The sequence below is a fragment of the Ponticoccus sp. (in: a-proteobacteria) genome (assembly GCF_048381735.1).
Genome location: NZ_JBLXGL010000012.1, coordinates 120,637 through 142,753, shown reverse-complemented (window position 1 = coordinate 142,753; position 22,117 = coordinate 120,637). Strand labels below are relative to the sequence as shown.

Annotated in this window: 17 protein-coding genes and 1 riboswitch; of the genes, 5 read left to right on the top strand and 12 right to left on the bottom strand. The window is 67.5% G+C overall.

Annotation, left to right across the window (positions count from 1 at the left end):
* Positions 1-483: 483 nt before the first annotated feature.
* The 6 genes from ACN5KJ_RS17955 to ACN5KJ_RS17930 form a co-directional block, all read right to left on the bottom strand.
* Positions 484-795, bottom strand: a complete 312-nt coding sequence (locus tag ACN5KJ_RS17955; RefSeq protein ID WP_418595291.1) for a hypothetical protein — start codon at positions 793-795, stop codon at positions 484-486.
* Between the two features lie 124 nt (positions 796-919).
* Positions 920-1,126, bottom strand: a riboswitch (cobalamin riboswitch).
* Between the two features lie 498 nt (positions 1,127-1,624).
* Positions 1,625-2,554, bottom strand: a complete 930-nt coding sequence (locus tag ACN5KJ_RS17950; RefSeq protein ID WP_418595290.1) for a 3-keto-5-aminohexanoate cleavage protein — start codon at positions 2,552-2,554, stop codon at positions 1,625-1,627.
* Between the two features lie 14 nt (positions 2,555-2,568).
* Positions 2,569-3,501, bottom strand: coding sequence for a 3-hydroxyacyl-CoA dehydrogenase (locus tag ACN5KJ_RS17945; protein WP_418595289.1), 933 nt, complete (start codon positions 3,499-3,501; stop codon positions 2,569-2,571).
* A gap of 15 nt (positions 3,502-3,516) precedes the next feature.
* Positions 3,517-6,027 carry an ATP-binding cassette domain-containing protein gene (locus ACN5KJ_RS17940; RefSeq protein ID WP_418595288.1) on the bottom strand — a complete coding sequence of 837 codons (2,511 nt, stop codon included), beginning with the start codon at positions 6,025-6,027 and terminating at the stop codon, positions 3,517-3,519.
* Positions 6,028-6,031: 4 nt separating this feature from the next.
* Complete coding sequence (locus ACN5KJ_RS17935; protein ID WP_418595287.1) at positions 6,032-6,907, bottom strand: branched-chain amino acid ABC transporter permease; 876 nt, start codon at positions 6,905-6,907, stop codon at positions 6,032-6,034.
* 71 nt (positions 6,908-6,978) lie between these two features.
* Positions 6,979-8,223, bottom strand: coding sequence for an ABC transporter substrate-binding protein (locus ACN5KJ_RS17930; RefSeq protein WP_418595286.1), 1,245 nt, complete (start codon positions 8,221-8,223; stop codon positions 6,979-6,981).
* Between the two features lie 177 nt (positions 8,224-8,400).
* Between ACN5KJ_RS17930 and ACN5KJ_RS17925 the strand changes: the two genes are divergently transcribed.
* The gene (locus ACN5KJ_RS17925) at positions 8,401-9,141 is read left to right on the top strand and encodes a GntR family transcriptional regulator (protein ID WP_418595285.1); all 741 of its coding nucleotides are present in this window, start codon (positions 8,401-8,403) and stop codon (positions 9,139-9,141) included.
* A complete protein-coding gene (locus tag ACN5KJ_RS17920; RefSeq protein WP_418595284.1) occupies positions 9,138-9,905 on the top strand; it encodes an SDR family oxidoreductase in 768 nt (255 codons plus the stop codon). Before ACN5KJ_RS17925 ends, ACN5KJ_RS17920 begins: the two co-directional genes overlap by 4 nt.
* Positions 9,906-10,269: 364 nt before the next feature.
* Here ACN5KJ_RS17920 and ACN5KJ_RS17915 read toward each other — a convergent pair whose 3' ends face one another.
* From ACN5KJ_RS17915 to ACN5KJ_RS17890, 6 genes are all read right to left on the bottom strand, one after another.
* Positions 10,270-11,064, bottom strand: coding sequence for an SDR family NAD(P)-dependent oxidoreductase (locus ACN5KJ_RS17915; RefSeq protein ID WP_418595283.1), 795 nt, complete (start codon positions 11,062-11,064; stop codon positions 10,270-10,272).
* Between the two features lie 230 nt (positions 11,065-11,294).
* A complete protein-coding gene (hisD, locus tag ACN5KJ_RS17910) occupies positions 11,295-12,623 on the bottom strand; it encodes a histidinol dehydrogenase (RefSeq protein WP_418595282.1) in 1,329 nt (442 codons plus the stop codon).
* 23 nt (positions 12,624-12,646) lie between these two features.
* Positions 12,647-13,408: an HpcH/HpaI aldolase family protein gene (locus tag ACN5KJ_RS17905; protein WP_418595281.1), complete on the bottom strand. Its 762-nt coding sequence runs from the start codon at positions 13,406-13,408 to the stop codon at positions 12,647-12,649.
* 15 nt (positions 13,409-13,423) lie between these two features.
* On the bottom strand, positions 13,424-15,328 hold the full coding sequence (locus tag ACN5KJ_RS17900) for a TRAP transporter permease (protein ID WP_418595280.1): 1,905 nt from the start codon (positions 15,326-15,328) through the stop codon (positions 13,424-13,426).
* A gap of 94 nt (positions 15,329-15,422) precedes the next feature.
* The gene (locus tag ACN5KJ_RS17895; RefSeq protein WP_418595279.1) at positions 15,423-16,391 is read right to left on the bottom strand and encodes a TAXI family TRAP transporter solute-binding subunit; all 969 of its coding nucleotides are present in this window, start codon (positions 16,389-16,391) and stop codon (positions 15,423-15,425) included.
* A 111-nt stretch (positions 16,392-16,502) separates the two neighbouring features.
* On the bottom strand, positions 16,503-17,483 hold the full coding sequence (locus ACN5KJ_RS17890; protein WP_418595278.1) for a LacI family DNA-binding transcriptional regulator: 981 nt from the start codon (positions 17,481-17,483) through the stop codon (positions 16,503-16,505).
* 346 nt (positions 17,484-17,829) lie between these two features.
* Between ACN5KJ_RS17890 and ACN5KJ_RS17885 the strand changes: the two genes are divergently transcribed.
* From ACN5KJ_RS17885 to ACN5KJ_RS17875, 3 genes are all read left to right on the top strand, one after another.
* Entirely contained in the window at positions 17,830-19,410 is a 1,581-nt protein-coding gene (locus ACN5KJ_RS17885) for an ABC transporter substrate-binding protein (protein WP_418595277.1), read from the top strand.
* Positions 19,411-19,517: 107 nt separating this feature from the next.
* Positions 19,518-21,083, top strand: coding sequence for an ABC transporter substrate-binding protein (locus ACN5KJ_RS17880; RefSeq protein WP_418595276.1), 1,566 nt, complete (start codon positions 19,518-19,520; stop codon positions 21,081-21,083).
* 52 nt (positions 21,084-21,135) lie between these two features.
* A complete protein-coding gene (locus ACN5KJ_RS17875) occupies positions 21,136-22,116 on the top strand; it encodes an ABC transporter permease (protein ID WP_347168421.1) in 981 nt (326 codons plus the stop codon).
* The last annotated feature ends 1 nt before the right edge of the window (position 22,117 follow it).

Below are 22,117 nucleotides of genomic sequence, written 5' to 3'. Positions count from 1 at the left end.
CGCGGATCCCCCCCGGGTCGTGCGGGCTCTGGTCGCGGCGCGGGATATCGGTCTTTGGCCTTTCGGCCCGCCGGGGTGCAAAGCGGCTGGTCCCCGGATTGGCCCGGGCGCCGGGATTGCTGCTCTGGTGGCCGACAGGACCGGGCCCGCCAGGGTTGGCCGGGACCTCGATGTCAAGGTCGGCGGCGAGCAGATGCGCGGCTGTTGCGCGGGGCCGGGACCGTGCGGCGCGGCCTGCTTGTCCGCCCGTGCCGGGATGGGCCTTCAGCGGCCCGGACATGGTCCACCAGCGTGAACCGACCGCCCGGGGCGCCAAGCGGGGTGCCGCCGGTTGACGGGTCTCGGGTTACGGCGCGCGCTTCACAAGCGAGGGCCGGTCGGTCGTCCTTGGCAAATGCTTCCGCAAGGCGCCCCCTGTTCGCTCAGGCAGAGGAGGCCTTCAGGGCTACGGCTTTCCTGCGGCGGCGGCCCCTGCGTGAGGGTTCAATGCGGCAGGCGGTAGGACCGTCGGGCCTGCGCGCCGCCGCGCCTCTGCCGCTTTGGCATCGCAAGGGGCAATGGCGTCAGCGGCGCTTCCAGTGAGCGTGTCAGAAGTCTGCAGAATTCCGCCACGGCCGGCGAGTGGCCCATGAACGGAGCGGCCTTGTCAAAGGCGCCCCGCGCGGCCTGCAGATAATCCGCATTGCCCGGCAAGCCCGCGATCCATTGCATATAGCCAAGCTGCCCCATTTGCCGCGCCTCGTCGGCTGGCATCTCTCCGGTGTCGAGTTGAAGGATCGTGCGTTCCAGTGTCATTGCGCCCTCCGCGCAGGGGAGGGCGCATGAACGGAGGCGGCGATGTCCACAGGGCCGTCAGGTCCATATGTCGTCTCTCCAGTCCCAGAGCGCCCCGCCCGGGTTAAGGTGACTGCGGTGCGCAACAGCACGCACCGGAGATGGCAGGTCTCCTGACTTGCGGGTCGCCGCTTTCCCGAACCTTCCCGAACCGCTTCGGTTCAGTGGTGTTCTTCGGGGTCGCTCGCCGCTCACAGTTGCGGGGGCAGTTGCGGAGTTGGGTCAAGGCCCTCACCGCATTCCCTTTTAAACCGGCCCTTTCAGGCCGGTCACCATCGCCTTCTGCATTGCAGAATTCCGGGCAAAAGTCGAGTGGAATTGCCAATGGCGGCCATTACGGCGCTTGCCGTCCAGCGGGGTGTTTCCCCTGTCAGCCCCCAGGCCAGACCGCGCCTTGCCCGCCCGGGGGATGCGCCGGAGGCTCCGCTGCCGGACATGCCTTGGGTCGGCGACCTGCCCCCTGATGCGAACCGGAAGGCGGGCGCCTGTGCCGCCTTCGTTCGCGATGCCCGTGCCCGCAGTTCGTCTTCCGGCGCGGGGGGTGCCCCGGACCGGAGAAGCGCGTTGGCGATGCCCGGGCGCTTCGGGGTCCGGCGGTCGAGGACGGTCACGGGATGGATCCGGCACCGCGACCGTCGCTTGCCGTGCCTGCCCGGACGCGACGCCGACGGTGCCGCGCAACCCGGCGATCAACAGCCCGTATCCGGGGGTAAGGTCGACGCGCGAAAGCAGCGCCCCGGCCTCCGGTGAACCGGATCGAGTGCGCCGCGCCCCCGTCCGTCAGGGCCGGTCAGAAGCCGACCTGATCCGCCCCCTTCAGGTGCAGGATCTCGCGCGCCTCGTCCGGGGTTGCCAGTTCCAGCCCCAGCCCCTCGATGATCTGGCGGGCCTTCGTCACCTGCTCGGCGTTGCTGCGCGCCAGTTGCCCCGGTCCGGCCCAGAGCGAATCCTCCAGCCCGACGCGGATATTGCCGCCCATGGCCGCCGCCATCGCCGCGATGGGCAGCTGGTTCTTGCCCGCGCCCAGAACCGACCACTGGTACTGGTCGCCGAACAGCCGGTCCGCCGTGCGCTTCATGTGCATGACGTCGTCGGGATGCGCGCCGATGCCGCCCATCAGGCCAAAGACCGTCTGGATGAACAGCGGCGCCTTGACCAGTCCGGCGTCGAGGAAGTGCTTGAGGTTATAGAGATGCGCCGTGTCGTAGCATTCGAACTCGAACCGGGTGCCGAGCGGTCCGAGCGTCGTCAGGATGTATTCGATCTGGCCGAAGCTGTTGTTGAAGATGATGTTCTTGTTGCCGAGGTAGTCGCGTTCCCACTGGTGTTTGGGGTTCGGAAAGCGCTTGAGCATCGGGAAGAGGCCGAAGTTCATCGACCCCATGTTCAGAGAGGCGACCTCGGGGCGGTGCGTTTCCGCCGGGCGGACGCGTTCCTCGATGGTCATGGTGGGCGCGCCGCCGGTGGTGATGTTCACCACGCAGTCCGAGGCCTGCTTGATCACGCCGAGGAAGGGCGCGAAGGCCTCGGGCGACTGGTCGGGGCTGCCGTCCTCGGGGTTGCGGGCGTGCAGGTGCACGATGGCCGCGCCCGCCTTGGCCGCGCCGATGGCGGCGTCGGCGATTTCCGAGGCCGTCACCGGCAGGTGTTCGGACATCGAGGGCGTGTGGATCGCGCCGGTCACGGCGCAGGTGATGATGACCTTGCGGGGTTTCGCCATGGTCTGGGGCTCCTTCAGGATTGTTCGGATGCAAGGTGCCGGCGCAGGGCGGCAAGGCGCGCGTCACGCCTGTCCTGCCGGGCGCGGATGGTCTCGGGGCTGCGGTCCTGTGGCCATGTTGCGGCGATCTTCTCGGCGTTGTCGACGGAAAAGACCTCCGGTCCCGCCGGTTCCTCGGCCAAACGCGCGTAGAAGCCGCCGTAGCGGGTGGCGTAGTCGATGATGCCGCCGGGGGCGTTCAGGTCGATGGTCTCGATCGGCCCCATCAGCGCCCATCGCAGGCCCAGCCCGTCCTTGATGGTGGCGTCCAGCCCCTCGACGCTGACGACGCCCTCACCCAAGAGCCGCAGCGCTTCGCCCAGCAGGGCGCCCTGCAGGCGGTTCAAGACAAAGCCGTCGCGCTCGCGGGTCATGCGCACCGGCACCTGCCCGATATCGCGGTAGAGCGCTTCGGCGCGGTCCATGGTCTCTGTCGCGGTCCATGGCGCGGGGCAAAGCTCGACCACCGGGACAAGATGCGGCGGGTTCACCGGGTGCCCGACGAGGCAGCGGTGCCGGTGTTCAAGCCCCTCGGTAAAGCGCGAGGCGACGATGGCGGAGGTCGAGGAGGCGATGATCGCGCCGGGCGGGGTGGCCGCGTCGAGCCGGGCGAAGAGGTCGGTCTTGACCTCGATCTTCTCGGGCCCGTTCTCCTGCACGAAGCTGACGCCCGCGACCGCCTCTTCCAGCGTGGGACAGGTGCGGATGCGGGTCAGCGTCCCGTCGCGGTCCTGCAAGAGGCCCTCGGCCAGCAGGGTGTCGCAGAGCACGGCCATGTCGGCGGCGAAGCGGTCCAGAACGGCGGAATCGGCGTCCCAGACCTGCACGGAATGCCCGGCGCGGGCGAAAAGTGCGCTCCATGCGCGGCCGATCAGGCCCGCGCCGATGATGGCGACTGTCTCGGTCATGTCAGGTCCCTTTCGTTACAGCCACAGGACCTGGCGGCGCAGGTCGATGTCATGGGCCAGCGCGGCGGAGGGCCCGTCATGGATGATGCTGCCGCGTTCCAGCGCGACGGTGCGGTCCGAGAGCGTCAGCGCGAGGTCGAGGTTGTGGTCCACGATGATGATGGACACCTCTTCGCGCAAGCGGTCGAAGGTCTCGAACAGCTGCTCGACGATGGCGGGGGACAGCCCCTCGAAGGGTTCGTCCAGCAGCAGCACGCGGGTGTCGCCGGACAGCGCGCGGGCCACGGCGGCCATCTGCTGCTCGCCGCCCGAGAGGTAGTCGGCGGGCGTGTCGATGCGTTCCTTCAGGCGGGGGAAGTAGGACAGGATGCGCTCTTCGTCCCAGTGGATGCCCGCGCCTGTCTGGCGGCGGATGCGGCCCAGTTCGAGGTTGTCGCGCACCGACATGCCCGCGAAAAGGCCGCGCCCCTGCGGCACGTAAGAGATGCCCGCCCGCGCCATGGCCGCCGAGCTGAGGCCGTGAATGGGCGTGCCGTCCAGCGTGATCGCGCCGCTGCTGACCGGGGCGATGCCGATCAGCGCCTTCAGCAGCGTCGACTTGCCCGCGCCGTTGCGGCCCAGAAGCGCGAGGATCTCGCCCTGCCGAAGGTCGAAGCTGACGTCGTGGATGATATGGCTCTTGCCATAGCTGACGTTGACCTTGTCCAGCGACAGCAGCACCTTGTCCTGTACGGCGCTGGTGCGCTCCTTTCCCGCCACCGCAGAGGTGCCCGAGCCGATGTAGACCTCTTGCACGCGCTTGTCGCCGCGCGCGTCGGCCACGGTGCCGTCCAGCAGCACCTCGCCCTCGTTCATCACGGTGACGTGGTCGGCCAGTTCAAAGACGCGGTCGATGTCGTGTTCCACCAGCAGCACCGGGATATCCGCCGAGAGCGCCTTGAGCAGGTGGCCGATGCGCTCGCGCTCTGCCACCGAAAGGCCTGCAAGCGGCTCGTCCGCCAGCAGGATGCGCGGGTGGTTCCCCAGCGCAAGGCCAAGGTCCAAGAGCCGCTGCCCGCCGTAAGAGAGCGAGGCAGCCTCGGCGTCCTCCATCCCCGAGAGGCCCGCGTATTCCATGATCTGCGCGGTATGGGCGTTGACCTCCGAAAGGGTGCGGGCGCGGATCAGCGGGTTCATGCGCTGCGCGTCGCCCGCCTGCACCGCGAGGCGGATGTTCTCCTGTACGGTCAGCGAGGGGAACAGGTTGGTGATCTGGAAGCTGCGCCCGATGCCCGCCGCCGAGATTTCCTCTGGCGTGCGGCCCGACAGCGGCTGGCCCATCAGGGTCACGCTGCCCGCGTCGGGTTTATACAGCCCGGACATCAGGTTGAAGGCGGTGGTCTTGCCCGCCCCGTTGGGGCCGATCAGGGCATGAAGCGAGCGGTCGCGGACCGAAATGTCCACCGCGTTCACCGCCTTCAGCCCGCCGAAGGCCTTGGAGATGCCCTTGGCCTCCAGCAAGGGTCCGTCGCTGTGCTGCGCGGGTTTCAGGAAGTCGGGCAGGGGATGCACCCCGGCCTTGCGGCCCGCCATGGCGGCGCCGGTCTCTGCCGGTGGGTTCAGATAGCGGCGGATCTGGCCGGGAATGCCGATCAACCCCTCGCGCGCGAACAGCACGAAGCCCATGAAGACAAGGCCGAACCACAACAGCCAGTTGTCGGTGTAGATCGACAGATACTCGCGGAAGAGGATGTAGAAGAGCGCGCCCAGGGCCGGGCCAAGGTAGCTGCGCATCCCGCCGATGACGACCATGGCCAGCAGCTCGCCCGAGAAGATCACCGACATCGGCTCTGCCGAGGTCATGCGGTTCTTGTAAAGCAGCAGCACCCCCGCCAGCGCCGTGATCGTGGCGGACAGGACGAAGGCCGCAAGCTTGTAACGGTCGACCTTGTAGCCAAGGAAGCGCGCGCGCTGCTCGTTCTCGCGGATGGCCAGAAGGACGGTGCCCAGTGGCGAGTTGTTGAAGCGCCAGAGCAGGACCATGACAGCGAAGGCGATCAGGGCCACCAGCCAGTAGTAGGGCTGCGACATGCTGAAATCGAGGCCCGCGAAGGCCGGGCGCTCGATCCCGCCAAGGCCGTTCTCGCCGCCGGTGACCTCGGTCCAGCGGAAGGCGATGGAAAAGCCGAGCGCCGAAAGCGCCAGCGTCATCAGCGAGAAATAGACCCCCCGGCGGCGCAGGATCAGCGCGCCGAAGCCGGTGGCGATGACGGCGGTGGCGATCACCGCGACCAGAAGCGGCACGAAGAAGGCGCCGCCCATGGCCAGCGAGGTCAGCCCCGCCAGGTAGGCGCCCAGCCCGAACCACGCGCCGTGGCCGAAGCTGACCAGCCCTGTGCGGCCCGCAAGGATGTTCAGGCCCATGCAGGCCAGGCCGTAGACCACGACCTCGGTGGCCGAGGTATAGGTCAGGCCCGCGGCGATGATGACGAAGGGCAGCGCGACAAGCGCCGCTGCGGCGATCAAAAGCGGATGGATGCGGATCATGACGTCACTCGAACCGGAGGATGCGTTCGCCCAGCAGCCCGCGCGGGCGCACCAGCAGGACCACGAACATCAGCAGGAAGATGGCGGCGGTCGACCATGTCGACCAGCCCACCGCCACGAAGAGGCCCTTGGTCAGACCGACCAGCACGGCGGCAAGGATGACGCCCCAGAAGGACCCCAGCCCGCCGATCACCACCACGACGAAGGCCAGCACGATGATCTCGGCCCCCATCGCCGGGTGTACGGTGTGAATGGGCGACAGAAGTACGCCCGCCAGCCCCGCAAGGCCGATGGCGATGCCCGCGATGGCCGAAAGGTAGGGGCGCAGCGAGATGCCCAAGGAACCCACGATCTCGGGGTTCTGCACGCCCGCGCGCACGATCCGCCCGAAAGAGGTCTTGTTCAGCAGCACCCAGAGCGCGGCGACCGCCGTCACCGCCACGGCGATGAGGAAGAGGCGATAGCGCGAATAGATGAAGTCGCCCATGAAGACCTGACCGCGCAGGATGTCGGGCATGTTGTAGTTCTGCGGAGAGGCGCCGAAGACCCAGCGCAGCCCCTGCTCGATCACCATGGCAAGGCCGAAGGTCAGCAGCAGCGAATAGAGCGGGTCGATGCGGTAGAAGCGGGTAAACAGCGTCCGCTCGGTCAGCATCCCCAGCCCCGCCACGATCAGCGGCACCAGCACCAGCGCGCCGAAGAAGCCCACGTAGGGCGTGATGACGATCGCCAGATAGGCGCCGATGGCGAAGAAGGCCCCGTGCGCAAGGTTGATGATCCCGCCCAGCGAGAAGATCAGCGACAGTCCCAGCGCGATGAGCAGGTAATAGGTGCCGTCCAGCAACCCGTTCAGAACCTGCGCGATGAATAGCCCCAGCATGGCGGTGCGTCTCCCCCCATTTTGTTTCTTGGATAGGCGGGCAGGGCGCGCGAACGCCCCGCCCGGATGGTTCAGAGGGAACAGGTCCCGCCGGTGACGCTTTGCGCCAGCGTCTCAAGCGGCTCGTCGGACCCCGGCAGCGGCTCGGATGTGGTGAAGATGTCGTATTCGTTCTGCGCCTCGTCCGCCGGAAGGGCGGTGATCGCGTAGATCTCCTGGATCAGCTGGTGATCCGAGGCGCGGAAATAGCCCTTGCGGTTCTTCATCAGGTCGAACTGGGCCTCTTCGCTTTCGAGGTAGTCGACAAGGGCATCGCCGCCCGCGTCGCCCGCCTCTGCCACGGCCCTGGCCATGATGAGACCGGCGTTGTAGTCGCCCCAGGCCTGGTTCTCCGGCGGCTTGCCGTAGGCCTCGGTGAAGGCCTGCACGAAGGCCTGGCTGGCGTCGTTCTGCACCAGGTGGTTCCAGACGTTCGGCCACGTCCCGCGGAAGTTCTGCGCGCCCGCAGCCCAGGCCGACACGGTGTCGAAGCCGAAGCCGCCAAGGGTGAAGTCCAGCCCGAACTCGCCGTATTGCTTGAAGAAATTGGTGATCTGCGTGCCCGCGAGGTTCAGCGCCACCACGTCCGGCTGGGCCTGACGGATCTTCAGCATGTAGGACGAGAAGTCGGTGGCATCGGTGGGCACAAGGTCTTCGCCCGCGATCTGGCCGCCGTTGGTATCGAGGAAGGCCTTGGCCGCCGCCAGCAGGTCATGCCCGAAGGCATAATCCGCCGTCATCATGTACCAGTTCTTGCCCTCGACCATGTCCTGCGTCTTGAAGTACTGGCCCTCGGCGTTGACATACATCGAGTTCTGCGTCTCGACGTGGAACATGTAGCGGTTGCAGTCCTGCCCGCGCAGGCTGTCAGAGTTGCCGCCGGTGTTGACGAAGACCTTGCCGTAGCGCGCCGCGACCTGGCTGATCGTCAGGCACGAGGCCGAGGAAATCTCGCCGATGATCATGTCGACCTGATCGCGCTCGAACATGCGCTCGGCCTTGGTCGAGGCGGTCTGCGGGTTGACGCTGTCCTCCATGATCAGCTCGACCTGACGGCCTCCGGCGCCGCCATTGGCGTTGATGTGGTCGACCGCCAGCTTGATGCCCATCTGGGCGTATTCGCCAAGCGGCCCGAGAAAGCCGGTGGTCGGCGTCAGGTGGCCGATCTTCAGCGGCGCGCCCTGCGCGCGCAGGTAGGCCGGGGCCGCGACACCCAGCGCAAGGCCAGCCGCCCCCGCCCGCAGGAATCCCCTGCGGTTCGTCATGGTCGTTTTCATGGTATTCCTCCCTGGAACATGTGCCCGAGAACCACACCCGACCGGTCCCCTGACCTTTCCGGCTGACTTTCCTCCTCCGCCGGTGGATCAGGACTTGCAGTAGAGACCGATCTACTGTGATCTGAGATCACAGTTGCAGATTGGCCGTGAAGGTGTCAACAGACGTTAAGAAAGATCATGACCCAGCCGCTTGACCGCATAGAACCCGCCCGCCGACAAACTCTTTCGGAACAGGTGTTTGACACGCTGTCAGAGATGCTGTTGTCGGGCGCCCTCAGGCCCCGCGACCGGCTGTCCCTGCGCGATCTGTCGGAACGGCTGGAGGTTTCGATGATGCCCGTGCGCGAGGCGGTGAGTCGCCTTGCCGCCAGCGGCGCGCTGCAGGTTTCGCCCAAGCGCGCGGTCATGGTGCCTCTGATGACGGCAGAGGAATTCGCCGACCTGACCATGGTGCGCATGCTGAACGAGGGGCAGGCGGCGCGGCTGGCGGCGGAACGCGCGGGCAAGGCCGAGGTCGCGCAGATCGCCGCGCTGGCCGAGCGCTTCGAAGAGGTGCTGGACCAGGCCTATGGCAGCGCGGCGGCGGTGGCCGCCAACAAGGACCTGCATTTCGCCGTCTACCGCGCGGCGCGGTCGCCCGCGCTGATGGAGGTCATCGGCGTGCTCTGGCTGAAGGCCGGGCCGGTGATCAACTTCGACATCGGCGTCGACACCGGCGCCAGCGAAAGCGAAGACGCCGAGCGGTCTCGCAGCCACCATTCCCGCGCCCATCACCGCCTGCTCTGCCAGGCGCTGCGCGCCCGCGACGGCGACACCGCGGCCCGGGCCATCGCGGAAGACATCCGCGTCGCATCAGAGCTTATCCGCGCCCATGGCGGCGTCGAGACGGACGACAATCGGAGGAGGATCATCACATGAAACTGGAGCTGGAGGGCGCGCGGGTCATCGTCACCGCAGGCGCGCAGGGCATCGGCCGCGCCATCGTAGAGGCCTATCTGGCCGAGGGTGCCCGCGTGGCGACCTGCGACATCGACGAGGAGGCGCTCGACACGCTGCCCGCCGAGGTCTTTCGCCAGCGCGCCGACATGGGTGACGCGGGCCAGATCGCGGGCTTCATGGCGGCGGCGCAGGCGCATCTGGGCGGGCTGGACATCCTCGTGAACAATGCGGGCATCGCCGGTCCGACCGCCCCGGTCGAGGAACTGGACCCGGCGGACTGGGATTCGACGCTGGCGATCTGCCTGACCGCGCAGTTCCACTGCGTGCGTCACGCGGTCCCGGCGCTGCGGGACAGCGCCAATGCCTCGATCGTCAACCTGTCCTCGCTGGCCGGGCGGCTGGGTTTTGCCATGCGCACCCCCTACGCGGCGGCGAAATGGGGCGTCATCGGCTTCACCAAGTCGCTGTCGATCGAGCTGGGCCGCGACGGCATCCGCTGCAACGCCATCCTCCCCGGCATCGTCGCGGGCGACCGCCAGCGCCGGGTGCTGGAGGCCAAGGCGCAGCGCCGGGGCCTGAGCTTCGAGCAGGTCGAGGCCGAGGCCTTTTCCTACACCTCGATCAAGGACTACGTGACGCCCGAGCAAATCGCCGACCAGATCCTGTTCCTGACCAGCCCGCGCGGGTGCACGATCTCGGGACAGGCCATATCGGTCTGCGGCGACGGCCAGATGCTGGCCTGAGGACCGCCCGCGCGGCCACGGGCCCGCGCTGCCCGTGATGCCGCGCCATGGGGGTCTTCCACGCGGGGGGGGCGGACTGTCGGGCTGGCGGCGCGCATCCGGCCACCGGTTCAAAGCAGGCCGAGCGCCAGCCCTGTTCGGATGGGGCTGGCGGGGTCAGTGAGCCGTCCGGTTTGCGGCGGTTCGGGGCGTTGGACTGGCTCGGTTGCCGCTTGGGCTGCGCGATGTCGCATCGGGCGCAGGCCGGTACAACGCTTCAGATGGACAAAGAGCCGCCTTTGCAGGAGCGCGGTCAAACCTGCCAGCGGCCTGCAACGCGTCGCGGACATGAAGGAAGATAACCGCGGCGCGCCCGGACGGGGGCTCAGTCGGTGGTCCAGCCGCCGTCGACCAGAAGCGAGGTGCCTGTCACCAGCGCCGAAGCCTCCGAGCACAGGTAGACGACGGCGCCCATGATGTCCTCGATCTCTCCGACCCGGCCCAGTTTGATCTTGTCCTCGATCCAGGCCCGGCGGGCGGGATCCTTCAGCGTCTGTTCTCCCAGTGGGGTGCGGATGAAGGTGGGGCACAGGGTGTTGATCCGCACGCCCGCCTTGGCCCATTCCAGCGCCATCGCCTTTACCATGCCTTCGATCGCGTGTTTCGAGGCGCAGTAGACGCCCCGGTCGATGCCGCCGACATGGCCCATCTGGCTGCTGACATGCAGGATCGCGCCGGGCTTTCCGGCGGCGATCATCTGCCGCGCGGCGGCGGTCGAGGCGATCATCTGCCGCGCGGCGGCGGTCGAAAGGAAATAGGCGGCGCGCAGGTTCACATGCATGACCGCGTCGAAATCCTCTGGCGTGGTGTCGAGCGCGGGGCCGTGGCGCGCCAGTCCGGCAGAGTTCACGACGATGTCCGGCGCCTCCATCGCCTCAAACGCGGCGCGGGTGGCCATGACGTCGCCGATATCCAGCGCCAGCGTCTCGCAGGACAGGCCCTCGTCGGCCATGGCCTGCGCCAGATCGGCCAGCGGGGCGGGGCGGCGGGCCACGGCCACCACATGGGCGCCCGCCCGGGCCAGTGCGGTGGCCGCGCCAAGCCCGATGCCAGAGGTCGCGCCGGTCACCAGCGCGCGTTTGCCGTGAAGGGTGAAGGCCGGGGTGGCGGGCAGTTTCATGGGGTCGTCCTTGGTTGTGGGCGGGGGCGGCTGCATTCTTCAACCGGGCCGCGTGCACGCGCGTCCCTGTTGCGGTTGCGGGATGGCGGCTCGAGATTTCGGAACCCCGTGCGGGACTGGGCAGGTATGTCCCGCCCGGCGGCAGGCCGGGCTGCGCCACCCCGCGGGACGGCGCTGCCCTTTTCCTTTCGGGTCGACTCGATCTGTGCTCGGACCGTCAGTCCCTCACCTCATTCCGCCGCCTGCTTCGGCGCGGCGGCGCAGCCGTAGGGCAGGGTCACGCCCCCGTAGCGGCGCACGCGGATGTTGCATTGCTCGGCATGGCCCACGAAGCCTTCGAGCAGGCAGAGGCGCGAGCCATAGGCGCCGATCTCGGCTGCCGCCTCGTCGGTGGTGATGCGCTGATAGCTGTGCGTCTTCAGGAACTTGCCGACCCAGAGCCCGCCGGTGTAGCGCCCCGCCTTCTTGGTCGGCAGCGTGTGGTTGGTGCCGATCACCTTGTCGCCGTTGGCCACGTTGGTCCGGGGCCCGAGGAAGAGCGCGCCGTAGCTGTGCATGTTGTCCAGATACCAGTCGTCGCGGTCGGTCATCACCTGCACATGTTCGGAGGCGATGTCATTGGCGACCGCCAGCATCTCGTCGTGGGTGTCGCAGAGGATGACCTCGCCGTAATCCTGCCACGACGCGCGGGCGGTGTCGGCGGTGGGCAGGATGGTCAGCAGGCGGTCGATCTCGCTCAGCGTGCCCTCGGCCAGCTTGCGCGAGTTGGTGACCAGCACGGCGGGCGAGTTGTAGCCGTGTTCCGCCTGCCCCAGAAGATCGGTGGCGCAAAGCTCTGCATCCACGGTGTCGTCGGCGATTACCATGGTCTCTGTCGGGCCAGCAAACAAGTCGATGCCGACTCGCCCGTAAAGCTGGCGCTTGGCCTCTGCCACGAAGGCGTTGCCCGGGCCGACGAGCATGTGCACCGGCTCCATGCTTTCGGTCCCCAGCGCCATGGCGCCCACCGCCTGAATGCCGCCCAGAACCCAGATCTCGTCCGCGCCGCCAAAGTGCATGGCCGCGATCACCGCCGCGTTGGGCTGGCCTTTGAACGGCGGCGTGCAGGCGACGATGCGCGGCACGCCCGCGACCTTGGCCGTGGCCACCGACATATGCGCCGAAGCGACCATGGGGAACTTGCCGCCCGGCACATAGCAGCCGACCGACTGCACCGGGATGGTCTTGTGGCCGAGGATCACGCCGGGCAGCGTCTCGACCTCGACGTCGGTCATCGAGGCGCGCTGCGCCTCGGCGAAGCGCACCACCTGCGCCTGCGCGAAACGGATGTCCGCGACCTCCTGCTCGGACAGCGTGGCGATCAGGGCGTCGATCTCACCCTGCGAGAGGCGAAAGCTGGCGGGGCTGTAGCTGTCGAATTTCTCGGACAACGCGCGGACGGCGGCATCGCCGCGCGTCTCGATGTCGGCCAGGATGGCCTCGACCGTGGCGCGGGTCTGTGCGTCGTCCTGCTGGCGCGCGTCCTCGGGTTTGCCGCGCTTGAGATGGGTGATGGTCATGGGGTGTCCTCTCTGGCGAAGGGTCAGGCGGGGAAGGCGGAGCGGAAGGACTGCGTCAGCGCGCCCCCGCCGCCCTGCAACAGCGTGTGGTCCGAGCCGACCACGAAGAGCGAGCCACCGGCGGCGCGGTGGGCGTCCAGCGTCTCGGTGGGCGCGCAGTATAGCCCGGTGGCGCAGCCCTCTGCGCCAAGGATGGCGCGGGTCATCTCGGCCACTTCGGGGGCGAAGAAGTCGTCCAGCCCGTGCGAGACGGCAAGATCCGCGCGCCCGATGAACAGCGCGTCGACGCCCTCGACCGCGGCGATGGCCCCGGCGTTCGTCACGCCCTCCGGGTCCTCGATCTGGCAGATCAGCGCGATCTCGTCGCGGGCGCGGCCAAGGTGTTCGGACAGCGAGCGGCGCGCGTATTCCGCCGCCCGGGTGGTGCCGGCAAAGCCGCGCCCGCCGGGGACATAGGCGAGCGATTTCGCCAGTGCCTGTGCCTGCGCGGGGGTTTCCACATGCGGCACCATCAGCCCGGCGGCGCCGGAATCGGCCATGCCGAGCACCCACTCGGGCGTCGCCATGGGCACGCGCACCACCACCGGCAGGCCGATGGCGCGGCCCATCATCACCATGGCGTCGGCGCTGCCCCGGTCGAAGGGCGCGTGTTCCGCATCCACCACGACGAAGTCGAACCCGGCGCGGGCCATGACCTCGATCACGATGGGATGCGGGGTCTTGAGGAAGGCGCCGATCAGCGGCGCGCGGGCGGCCATGCGGGCCTTGAACTCTGCGTTGGTCATCGGGGGCGCTCCTTCTCAGGCGGGTTGCGTGTCGGCGGAGGGGGTGGGCAGGGCGTCCCGGCGCGAGGCCATGACGAGCCCCGCAAAGATCACCGCCGCGCCCAGCGTGGCCAGCCATGGCGCCATCAGCGCCAGCCCGGCGGGCAGCGCCCAGAGCAGGCGAGAAACGCCGCTCCAGGGCAGTTTCGCGCCGCCCAGCAGATGCGACGTGGCCAGCACGAAAACCGCACCCGACAGCACCGCGCGGGCGATGCCCTCGGCCCCGCCGCCGCCCAGCATGCCGGGATAGGCGATGAAGAGCATCGGCAGCACATAGGCGGTGGCGCCCAGCCGCAGGGTCTGGCCCGCGACCTTGATCCACGGCGCCTCTGCGATGGTGGCGGCCACGAAGACGCCAAGGCACACCGGCGGCGTGATGACCGACAGCGCGGCGTAGTAGAGCACGAACATATGCACCACCAGCGGGTCGATGCCCTGCTGGATCAGCGCGGGGGCAAAGACCGCCGCGACCATGACGTAGGCCGCAGAGGTCGGCAGGCCCATGCCCGCGATCAGGCAGACCACGGCCATCAGCCCCGCGATCAGCCAGAGCTGCCCCTGACCGATGGCCAGAACGGCTGCTGTTACGGCGACGCCGAAGCCGGTCAGGTTGATCATGGCGACGAAGACCTGCGCGCCGACCAGCAGGATGCCGACGATCACCACGCCCTTGCCGCCCGCCTCGAGAGCGCGGAGGATGATGGCGAAGACGGCGCGCGGGTCCTCTCCCTGACTGATGCGGGCGACGAGGACCGCGACCAGCATGGCGATCATGCCGTAGCAGGCGGTCAGTTCGACCGAATTGCCGTTGATCACCCCGAAGGCCAGCCCGCCGAGGCCCGCGACGATGGGCGCCAGCCGGGCAAGGCTCATGGCGCCGCGCCAGTCGGGCAGGCTGTCGTCGGTGACGGGGCTGAAGCCCTGACGGCGGGCGATCACATGCACGGTGCTGTAGACGCCGAGGTAAAAGAGCAGTGCCGGGACCACGGCGGCCAGCGCGATGGACCAGTAGTTCATCCCCACCAGCTCGGCCATGACGAAGGCGGCGGTGCCCATGATCGGCGGCGCCAGCTGGCCGCCGGTCGAGGCGATGGCCTCGACCGCGCCGGCATAGGCGGGCGGGTACTTCAGCCGCTTCATCAGCGGGATGGTGAAGTTGCCGGTGGTCGCCACATTGGCCACGGTCGAGCCGTTGATGGCCCCGAAGAAGCCCGAGGCGAAGGTGGCGATCTTGGCCGCGCCGCCGGGACGCGCGCCGCCCAGCCGGGCCGAGAGGTCGAAGAAGGTCTCTCCGGCGCCGGTGTGCAGCAGGATTGCGCCAAACAGCACGAAGGCCGCCAGCGTTGTCGAGGCGACGTTGACCAGCATCCCCCACAGGCCCCGGTCCGAGAGGAAGATGATCTCGGTCAGGTAGGCGGAGTCGAAGCCGCGGTGCCCGAATTGGCCGGGGATCAGGTCGCCGAAGAAGGCATAGCCCACGGCGGCCAGCACGATCAGCGGGAAGACCCAGTTCGACGTGCGCCGCGCCAGCTCCAACACGCAGAGCAGGGTGCCGAAGCCCATGGCCATGTCCCAGGGCGTGGCCCATGGCAGTTCGGTCATGATGCTTTCGTAATGGCCGATGATGTAGCAGCCCGAGGTCGTGACGATCGCGACGATGGCAAGGTCGATCACGATGCCCAGCGGGCGCAGGCGGGTTCCTTCGAAGAGGGGGTGCATCAGCACGGCCAGCGCGGCGATCGTCATGACGAAGAGCGCGCGCTGCACCAGCGACTCGAACGGCCCGCTGAAGGAGGTGTAGAAGACGAAGGCGCCAAGCAGGACGGCCAGCACGGCTATCGCCGTCTGCCGCAGGTTGGCGGGGGCAAGGAAGGGGGGCATTGCGACACCTTGGGGGAAAGAGGGGCCGCGCGGGCCCCGGGTTGCCTTGGCTTCGCGCCCGGCCCGGAGGGATCCCGGACCGGGCAGGCCGCGTTCAGCGGAGGTTGTCCGGCACGGTCAGGCCGATTTCCTCGTAGTAGCGGATCGCGCCCGGGTGCAGCGGGCTGGTGGCGTATTGCAGCGTCAGCTCGGGCAGGTTCAGGCCCTTGACCGCCGGGAAGGCCGCCTCTTGCTGGGCCATGTTTTCCATCGCCGCCTTGGTGATGTCATAGGCGGTCTGCTCGTCGAGATCGGGGCGCGCCGAGACGCCGATCATGAAGCCCCAAGCGGTGTAGGGGCCGGAGTTCTCCATCTCGCCGCCGGGCATCTCGACGATCGACAGCTCGGGCAGTTCGGCGCGGATCCTGGCCTCTTGCGCGTCCGACAAGCCCAGCACCTGAAGCGGCGTGAAGGCGGCGATGTCGGTGGTCAGCGCGTCGAAGCTGGTGCCCACGGCGCTTTTGATGAAGCCTTCCGAGCGGTCGTCCTTGATCGCATTGGCCTGTTCGGCATTGGTGCCGCGCACCCAGTCGGGCGTGATCTGAAGCAGGTCGAAGACCTCCTGCGAGGTCGCTTCGGTCGAAGAGCCGCGCATCCCGGGGCCGAACTTCTGCCCGTCGAGGGCGGCGAGCTCCGTGATGCCGGAATCGCGGCGCACGACGACGTTCTGCGGGGCCAGCGAATAGGCCCAGAGCAGCTTCGATTCGACCGGGCGCCCGTCAAAGGACTTCACGCCGGAATAGGCCTGATAGAGCGTCGAGGTGGTGATCAGCCCGATATCCAGCTGGCCGCGCGCCATCCGCTTGAGGTTGTCGACGGTTGCGCCGGTCTCGACCACCGAGGCCTGATAGCTGTCGGGAAAGGCGCCGTTCACGATCTGCGCGAGCCCGGCGAAATAGGCGTAATGGGCGCTTTGCGAGTTGGTCGCACCGAAGGCGAGGCGGGTCTCGGCCTGCGCGGGCAGGGTGGTGGCGATGGCGGACAGCGACAGGATCGCCGTCGCCGCGAGGCAACGGAATTTCATGATCTTCCTCCCTTGGATATCAACCGCCCGACGGATCGGGGGACTGGCGAAAGGGGAAGCATGAGTCGGGCGCGCGGTGTAAGAGTTTCCGACCATAGTGAAATTATTTCACTATCCGCTGTCACGCTCCATCATCTTTCCGGCCAGAATGCGGATGTCGCCCTCTGTCTCCGTCCCGTCCGAGGCCACGAGGATATCGACCGCCAGCCCCAGCATCCGGCGCAGCGGCTGGCGCACGGTGGTCAGGCGATAGGATTCCCATGCCGCCATGGGGATATCGTCAAAGCCGATCACGGCGAGGTCGTCGGGCACCCGGATGCCGTCGATCCGGGCGGCGTCCAGCGTGGCGATGGCCATGATGTCATTGGCGCAGAAGACCGCGTCGGGCAGCGGGCGCAGGGCCAGCATCTCGCGCGCGGCGGCAAAGGCCTTGCGGTAGTCGAAGGCGCCGTCGAACTGCAATTCCATGCCGCGCCCGGCGTCCTCCAGCCGGTCGCGGAACCCGCGCATCCGTTCCAGATGGGTCGAGGTGTCGCGCCGGCCACCCATGAAGGCGATGCGCTGCCGCCCGCCGTCAAGGAAGCGTTCCGCGATCCGCTGCGCGCCGCTATAGTTGTCGCAACACACTGCCATCATGCGATTATCGGACTGCACCCTGTTCAGCAGAACAGCCGGAAGCCCGTTCTTGCGGCAGGCCCGCGCAAGACCAGAGGTCATGGTGGAACTGGTGAGGATGACACCCTCTGTCCGGTAGTCGAGCACCTGCCGGATGATCGCGTCGGCATCCTCGGCAGCGGGGACCACATGCACGATGGCCTTCAGCCCGCGCGCGGGCAGCAGCCGCGTCAATTCATCGACGGCGGCGGGGTAGAAGGGGTTCTGCATCTCGCTGACGACCATGGCGATGGTATCCGTGGCCTGCGCCGAAAGCACCCGGTCGACGGGGCTGATGTAGCCAAGATCGGACGCTGCGGCAAAGATCGCGCGGCGCTTGTCCTCGGTGATCGGCCCGGTTCCGCGAAAGGCGCGCGACACCGCCGACGGTGAAACTCCGGCGCGTTCGGCGACGTCCTTTGCGGTGACTTTGCTCATGCAACAGGTATAGGCAGAGTCTCATCCGGATGTGAAACATTTTCAGCGCGGCTGCTGTTGCGACCCGTGGTGCCCGGGCCCGGCGCGAGAGTGCCGGGATGCCGCGACGGTCCGGTGAAGAAGCGGCGCGTCGATGGTCCTGTCCGGGGGAAAGGCGAGGCCGAGGGTCCGTGCCGGGGCGTCCAGCGCGACGATGCGGATGGACCTCTGGCGCAATCTGCCGCTTCCGGTTGGCGGCCCGGGCCACGGCGCGCCGTGGCGTCATGGCCGCTTGCTCTTGTCAAGGCTACCCAAAAAAACGAACACTTGCAGGCAGAGACGGAGAATGTCCGACAGGGAGACCACCATGAAAAAGACCTTTGCCCTTTCCATGATCGGGGCGCTGATGGCGACCACGGTGCCGCTGAGTGCCGAAACGCTTCGCTGGGCGCGCGCCGGGGACGCGCTGACGCTGGACCCGCATGCCCAGAACGAGGGCCCGACCCACACCATCCGCCACCAGATGTACGAGCCGCTGATCATCCGTGACGTGACCGGCGCCTTCGAGCCCGCGCTTGCCACCGACTGGGCGCCCAAGGAAGACGATCCGACCGTCTGGGTCTTCAACCTCCGCGAGGGCGTCAAATTCCACGACGGGGCGGAGTTCACCGCCGAGGACGTGGTCTTCAGCTTCGAGCGCGCCATGCAGCCGAACTCGGACATGAAAGAGCTGATCAACTCGATCACCGAGGTCCGCGCGGTGGACGACTACACAGTCGAGATGGTCACCAACGGGCCGAACCCGATCCTGCCGGCGAACCTGACCAACCTCTTCATCATGGACAAGGGCTGGGCCGAGGCCAATGACACCGCCGAGGTGCAGGATTTCGAGGGCGGCGAGATCACCTATGCCACCACGAATACCAATGGCACCGGCCCCTACAAGCTGCAAAGCCGCGAGCCCGACGTGCGCACCGTCATGACCATCAACGAGGAATACTGGGGCCGCGACCAGTTCCCGATGGAGGTGACCGAAATCGTCTATACCCCGATCCAGAACCCCGCGACCCGCGTCGCCGCGATGCTGTCGGGTGAGATCGATTTCCTTCAGGACATGCCGGTGCAGGATCTCGAACGGGTCGAGAACGGCGATGGGCTGACCGTCAAGCAGGCGCCGCAGAACCGGGTGATCTTCTTTGGCCTGCACATGGGGCCCGAGGACATCGAGGGCGACAATGTCGAGGGCAAGAACCCGCTGGCGGATGTGCGCGTGCGCAAGGCCATGTCCATGGCGATCAACCGCGATGCGATCCAGCAGGTCGTGATGCGCGGCCAGTCGATCCCGGCGGGCATGATCGCGCCGCCCTTCGTCAACGGCTGGACCGCCGAGATGGACGCCGAAAGCGTGACCGACGTCGCGGGCGCCAAGGCACTGATGGAAGAGGCGGGCTACGCGGACGGTTTCTCGATCCGGCTGGACTGCCCGAACGACCGCTACATCAACGACGAGGCGATCTGTCAGGCCGCCGTCGGGATGCTGGGCCAGATCGGCGTCACCGTGAACCTCGACGCCAAGCCCAAGGCGCAGCACTTCCCGCTGATTTCGGACGGCGGAACCGATTTCTACATGCTGGGCTGGGGTGTGCCGACCTACGATTCCGAATATGTCTTCAACTTCCTCGTGCACGGTCGTGAAAGCGACATCGGCACGTGGAACGCCACCGGCTACGACAACGACGATCTCGATGCCCGCATCAAGGCGCTGGCCTCGAACACCGATCTCGAAGCCCGCGACGCCGAGATCGCCGCGATCTGGCGGATCGTCCAGGACGAGGCGCTGTACATACCGATCCACCATCAGGTGCTGAACTGGGGCATGTCCGAGAAGTTCGGGATCGAGGTCGACCCCGAGGATCAGCCCAAGGTGAAATACTTCACCGTGAACTGATCGCGCTTCCCCGCGCGTCTTGGTGGCGCGCGGGGATTCGTGTTCTACTCGACCGGTGAAGGCCGCGCCGTTGCAGATCGGCGCGCCCCCCGGGGGAAGGAACCATCATGCGACACATCCTGCTTTCGGCCGCGCTGGCCGCCGCCTGTGCCTCTGCCGCCCATGCGGAAGAGTTCCGCTGGGCCGTCACCACAGACCCGCAGTCGATGGACCCGCACGCGGTCAACTCGACCCCGGTGCTGGGCTTTCTGAACAACGTCTACGAAGGTCTCGTGCGGCGCGGCAAGGACATGGACGTCGAACCCGCGCTGGCCACGGCGTGGGAACCCATCGGCGCGGGCGAAGGCTGGCGGTTCACCCTGCGCGAAGGCGTGACCTTCCACGACGGCGCCGCCTTCACCGCCGAAGACGTGCTGTTTTCCTACCAGCGCGCCTCCAGCCCCGAAGCGGATACCGCAAGCTGGTTCGCCCCGGTCTCGGACGTGGTGGTGGTGGACGATTACACCGTGGATTTCATGACCTCGGCGCCCAACCCTCTGTTCCCCTCGTCCATCGCCAACTGGATGATCATGGACAGCGGCTGGGCCGAGGCCAACGACGCCGATCGCCCGGACAAGGAAAGCGGCAACTTCGCCACGCTGAACACAAACGGCACCGGCGCCTTCCGCGTCACCGCGCGAGAGCCGGGCCTGCGCACGGTGCTTGAACCCTTCGAGGCATGGTGGGACGAGGCCGGGCACAACATCACCCGCGCCGAGCTGACACCGATCCAGAACCCGGCGACGGCGCTGGCGGCGCTTTTGTCCGGCGACGTGGATTTCATCAACCCCGTGCCGATCCAGGACGTCGCGCCGCTGGCGCAAAATCCCGACGTGAAGGTCGTGCAGGGGATCGAGGCGCGCGTGATCATGCTGGGCTTTCCGCATGACGCCGAGGCGCTGAAGTATTCCTCGGACGTGCAGGGCGAAAACCCCTTTGCCGACCCGCGGGTTCGCCGCGCCGTGGCCCATGCGATCAACGTGCCGGCGATCCTGCAGACCACCATGCGCGGCAATGCCGAGCCGGTGAACCAGCTCGTCTCGTCCGCGATGCACGGCTATTCCGAGGCGCTGCCCGAGGCGCCCGCCTACGATCCCGAACAGGCCAGGGCGCTTCTGGCCGAGGCGGGATATCCCGAGGGCTTCACCTTCGGTCTGAAGTGCCCGAATGACCGTTACCTCAACGACGAGGCGGTCTGTCAGGCGGTGACGGGCATGCTGGCCCAGGCCGGGATGCGCGCCACGCTGGACGCGATGCCGGTCAATAACTACTGGCCGGAGCTGCGGTCCGACAACTTCGACCTGTTCCTGCTGGGCTGGTCGCCGGGCACCTTCGACGCCGAGCACCCGATCCGCTTCCTCGTCGCCACCGAGAACGAGGAGAAGAAGCTGGGCAGCTGGAATTTCGGCGGCTACTCCAACGCCCGCATCGACGAATTGCTGCCGTTGATCCAGTCGGAACTGGACGCGGATGCGCGGCAGGCGATGCTGGACGAGGTCGCGCAGATCATGGCCGACGAGCAGGCCTATGTGCCGCTTTACGTGCAGCCCCTGGTCTGGGGCACGCGCGCGAACATCGACCTGACGCAGCGCCCGGACGATTTCTTCATCCTGCGCTGGGTGACGGTTAACTGAAGACAGGCAGGGGTCGCCCCGGTGCGCCCCCGACCCAAACAACGGGGGCAGGATGCTCGCATTCATCATCCGGCGACTGGGGCAGTCGATCCTGGTGCTGCTGGTCACGGGCCTCGTCGCCTTTTCCATGTTCACCTTTGTCGGCGATCCGATCGACAACATGCTGGGGCAGGAGCGCACCGCCGAGGACATCGCCCGCCTGCGCGAGCGCCTCGGTCTGGATCAACCCTTCGTGGTGCAGTACTTCAAGTTCCTGCAAGAGGCCGCGCAGGGCAACTTTGGCGTCAGCTACCGGCAGGGCCGCCCGGTGACCGAGATTCTGCTGGAACGCGCCCCCGCCACGCTGGAGCTTGCGCTGGTGTCCAGCGTTCTGGCCATCGTCTTCGGCATCGCCCTTGGCGTCTTCACCGCGATCCGCCGCGACGGCGTGCTGGCCAGCGTGATCATGTCCGGCTCCTTGATCGGGGTATCGCTGCCGACCTTCCTGATCGGCATCCTGCTGATCTACGTCTTCTCGGTCGAGCTGGGCTGGCTGCCAAGCTTCGGGCGGGGCGCGGTGGTGGACCTTGGCGGCTGGACCACCGGCTTTCTCACGACCAGCGGGCTGAAGGCGCTGATCCTGCCCTCGATCACGCTGGGGCTGTATCAGATGACGCTGATCATGCGGCTGGTGCGCTCCGAGATGCTGGAAGTGCTGCGGCAGGACTACATCCGCTTTGCCCGCGCGCGCGGGTTGCGCGAGCGTGCGGTGAATTTCCGCCACGCGCTGAAGAACACCATGGTGCCGGTGATCACCGTCATCGGCCTGCAACTGGGCGCTATCATCGCCTTCGCCATCATCACCGAAACGGTGTTCCAGTGGCCCGGCGTGGGCCTGCTGTTCATCAATGCGATCCAGTTCGTCGACATCCCCGTGATGGCCGCCTACCTGATGCTGATCTCGGTGATGTTCGTGGCCATCAACCTCTTGGTGGACATCCTGTATTTCTTCATCGACCCGCGCCTGCGCGCCGACCGCTCGGGAGGGCACTGAC

Excerpts from the sequence above, each read along its gene's own strand:
- ACN5KJ_RS17955 (WP_418595291.1), bottom strand. The coding sequence starts at position 795 with ATGACACTGGAACGCACGATCCTTCAACTCGACACCGGAGAGATGCCA.
- ACN5KJ_RS17950 (WP_418595290.1), bottom strand. The coding sequence starts at position 2,554 with ATGGCGAAACCCCGCAAGGTCATCATCACCTGCGCCGTGACCGGCGCG.
- ACN5KJ_RS17945 (WP_418595289.1), bottom strand. The coding sequence starts at position 3,501 with ATGACCGAGACAGTCGCCATCATCGGCGCGGGCCTGATCGGCCGCGCA.
- ACN5KJ_RS17940 (WP_418595288.1), bottom strand. The coding sequence starts at position 6,027 with ATGATCCGCATCCATCCGCTTTTGATCGCCGCAGCGGCGCTTGTCGCG.
- ACN5KJ_RS17935 (WP_418595287.1), bottom strand. The coding sequence starts at position 6,907 with ATGCTGGGGCTATTCATCGCGCAGGTTCTGAACGGGTTGCTGGACGGC.
- ACN5KJ_RS17930 (WP_418595286.1), bottom strand. The coding sequence starts at position 8,223 with ATGAAAACGACCATGACGAACCGCAGGGGATTCCTGCGGGCGGGGGCG.
- ACN5KJ_RS17925 (WP_418595285.1), top strand. The coding sequence starts at position 8,401 with ATGACCCAGCCGCTTGACCGCATAGAACCCGCCCGCCGACAAACTCTT.
- ACN5KJ_RS17920 (WP_418595284.1), top strand. The coding sequence starts at position 9,138 with ATGAAACTGGAGCTGGAGGGCGCGCGGGTCATCGTCACCGCAGGCGCG.
- ACN5KJ_RS17915 (WP_418595283.1), bottom strand. The coding sequence starts at position 11,064 with ATGAAACTGCCCGCCACCCCGGCCTTCACCCTTCACGGCAAACGCGCG.
- hisD (WP_418595282.1), bottom strand. The coding sequence starts at position 12,623 with ATGACCATCACCCATCTCAAGCGCGGCAAACCCGAGGACGCGCGCCAG.
- ACN5KJ_RS17905 (WP_418595281.1), bottom strand. The coding sequence starts at position 13,408 with ATGACCAACGCAGAGTTCAAGGCCCGCATGGCCGCCCGCGCGCCGCTG.
- ACN5KJ_RS17900 (WP_418595280.1), bottom strand. The coding sequence starts at position 15,328 with ATGCCCCCCTTCCTTGCCCCCGCCAACCTGCGGCAGACGGCGATAGCC.
- ACN5KJ_RS17895 (WP_418595279.1), bottom strand. The coding sequence starts at position 16,391 with ATGAAATTCCGTTGCCTCGCGGCGACGGCGATCCTGTCGCTGTCCGCC.
- ACN5KJ_RS17890 (WP_418595278.1), bottom strand. The coding sequence starts at position 17,483 with ATGAGCAAAGTCACCGCAAAGGACGTCGCCGAACGCGCCGGAGTTTCA.
- ACN5KJ_RS17885 (WP_418595277.1), top strand. The coding sequence starts at position 17,830 with ATGAAAAAGACCTTTGCCCTTTCCATGATCGGGGCGCTGATGGCGACC.
- ACN5KJ_RS17880 (WP_418595276.1), top strand. The coding sequence starts at position 19,518 with ATGCGACACATCCTGCTTTCGGCCGCGCTGGCCGCCGCCTGTGCCTCT.
- ACN5KJ_RS17875 (WP_347168421.1), top strand. The coding sequence starts at position 21,136 with ATGCTCGCATTCATCATCCGGCGACTGGGGCAGTCGATCCTGGTGCTG.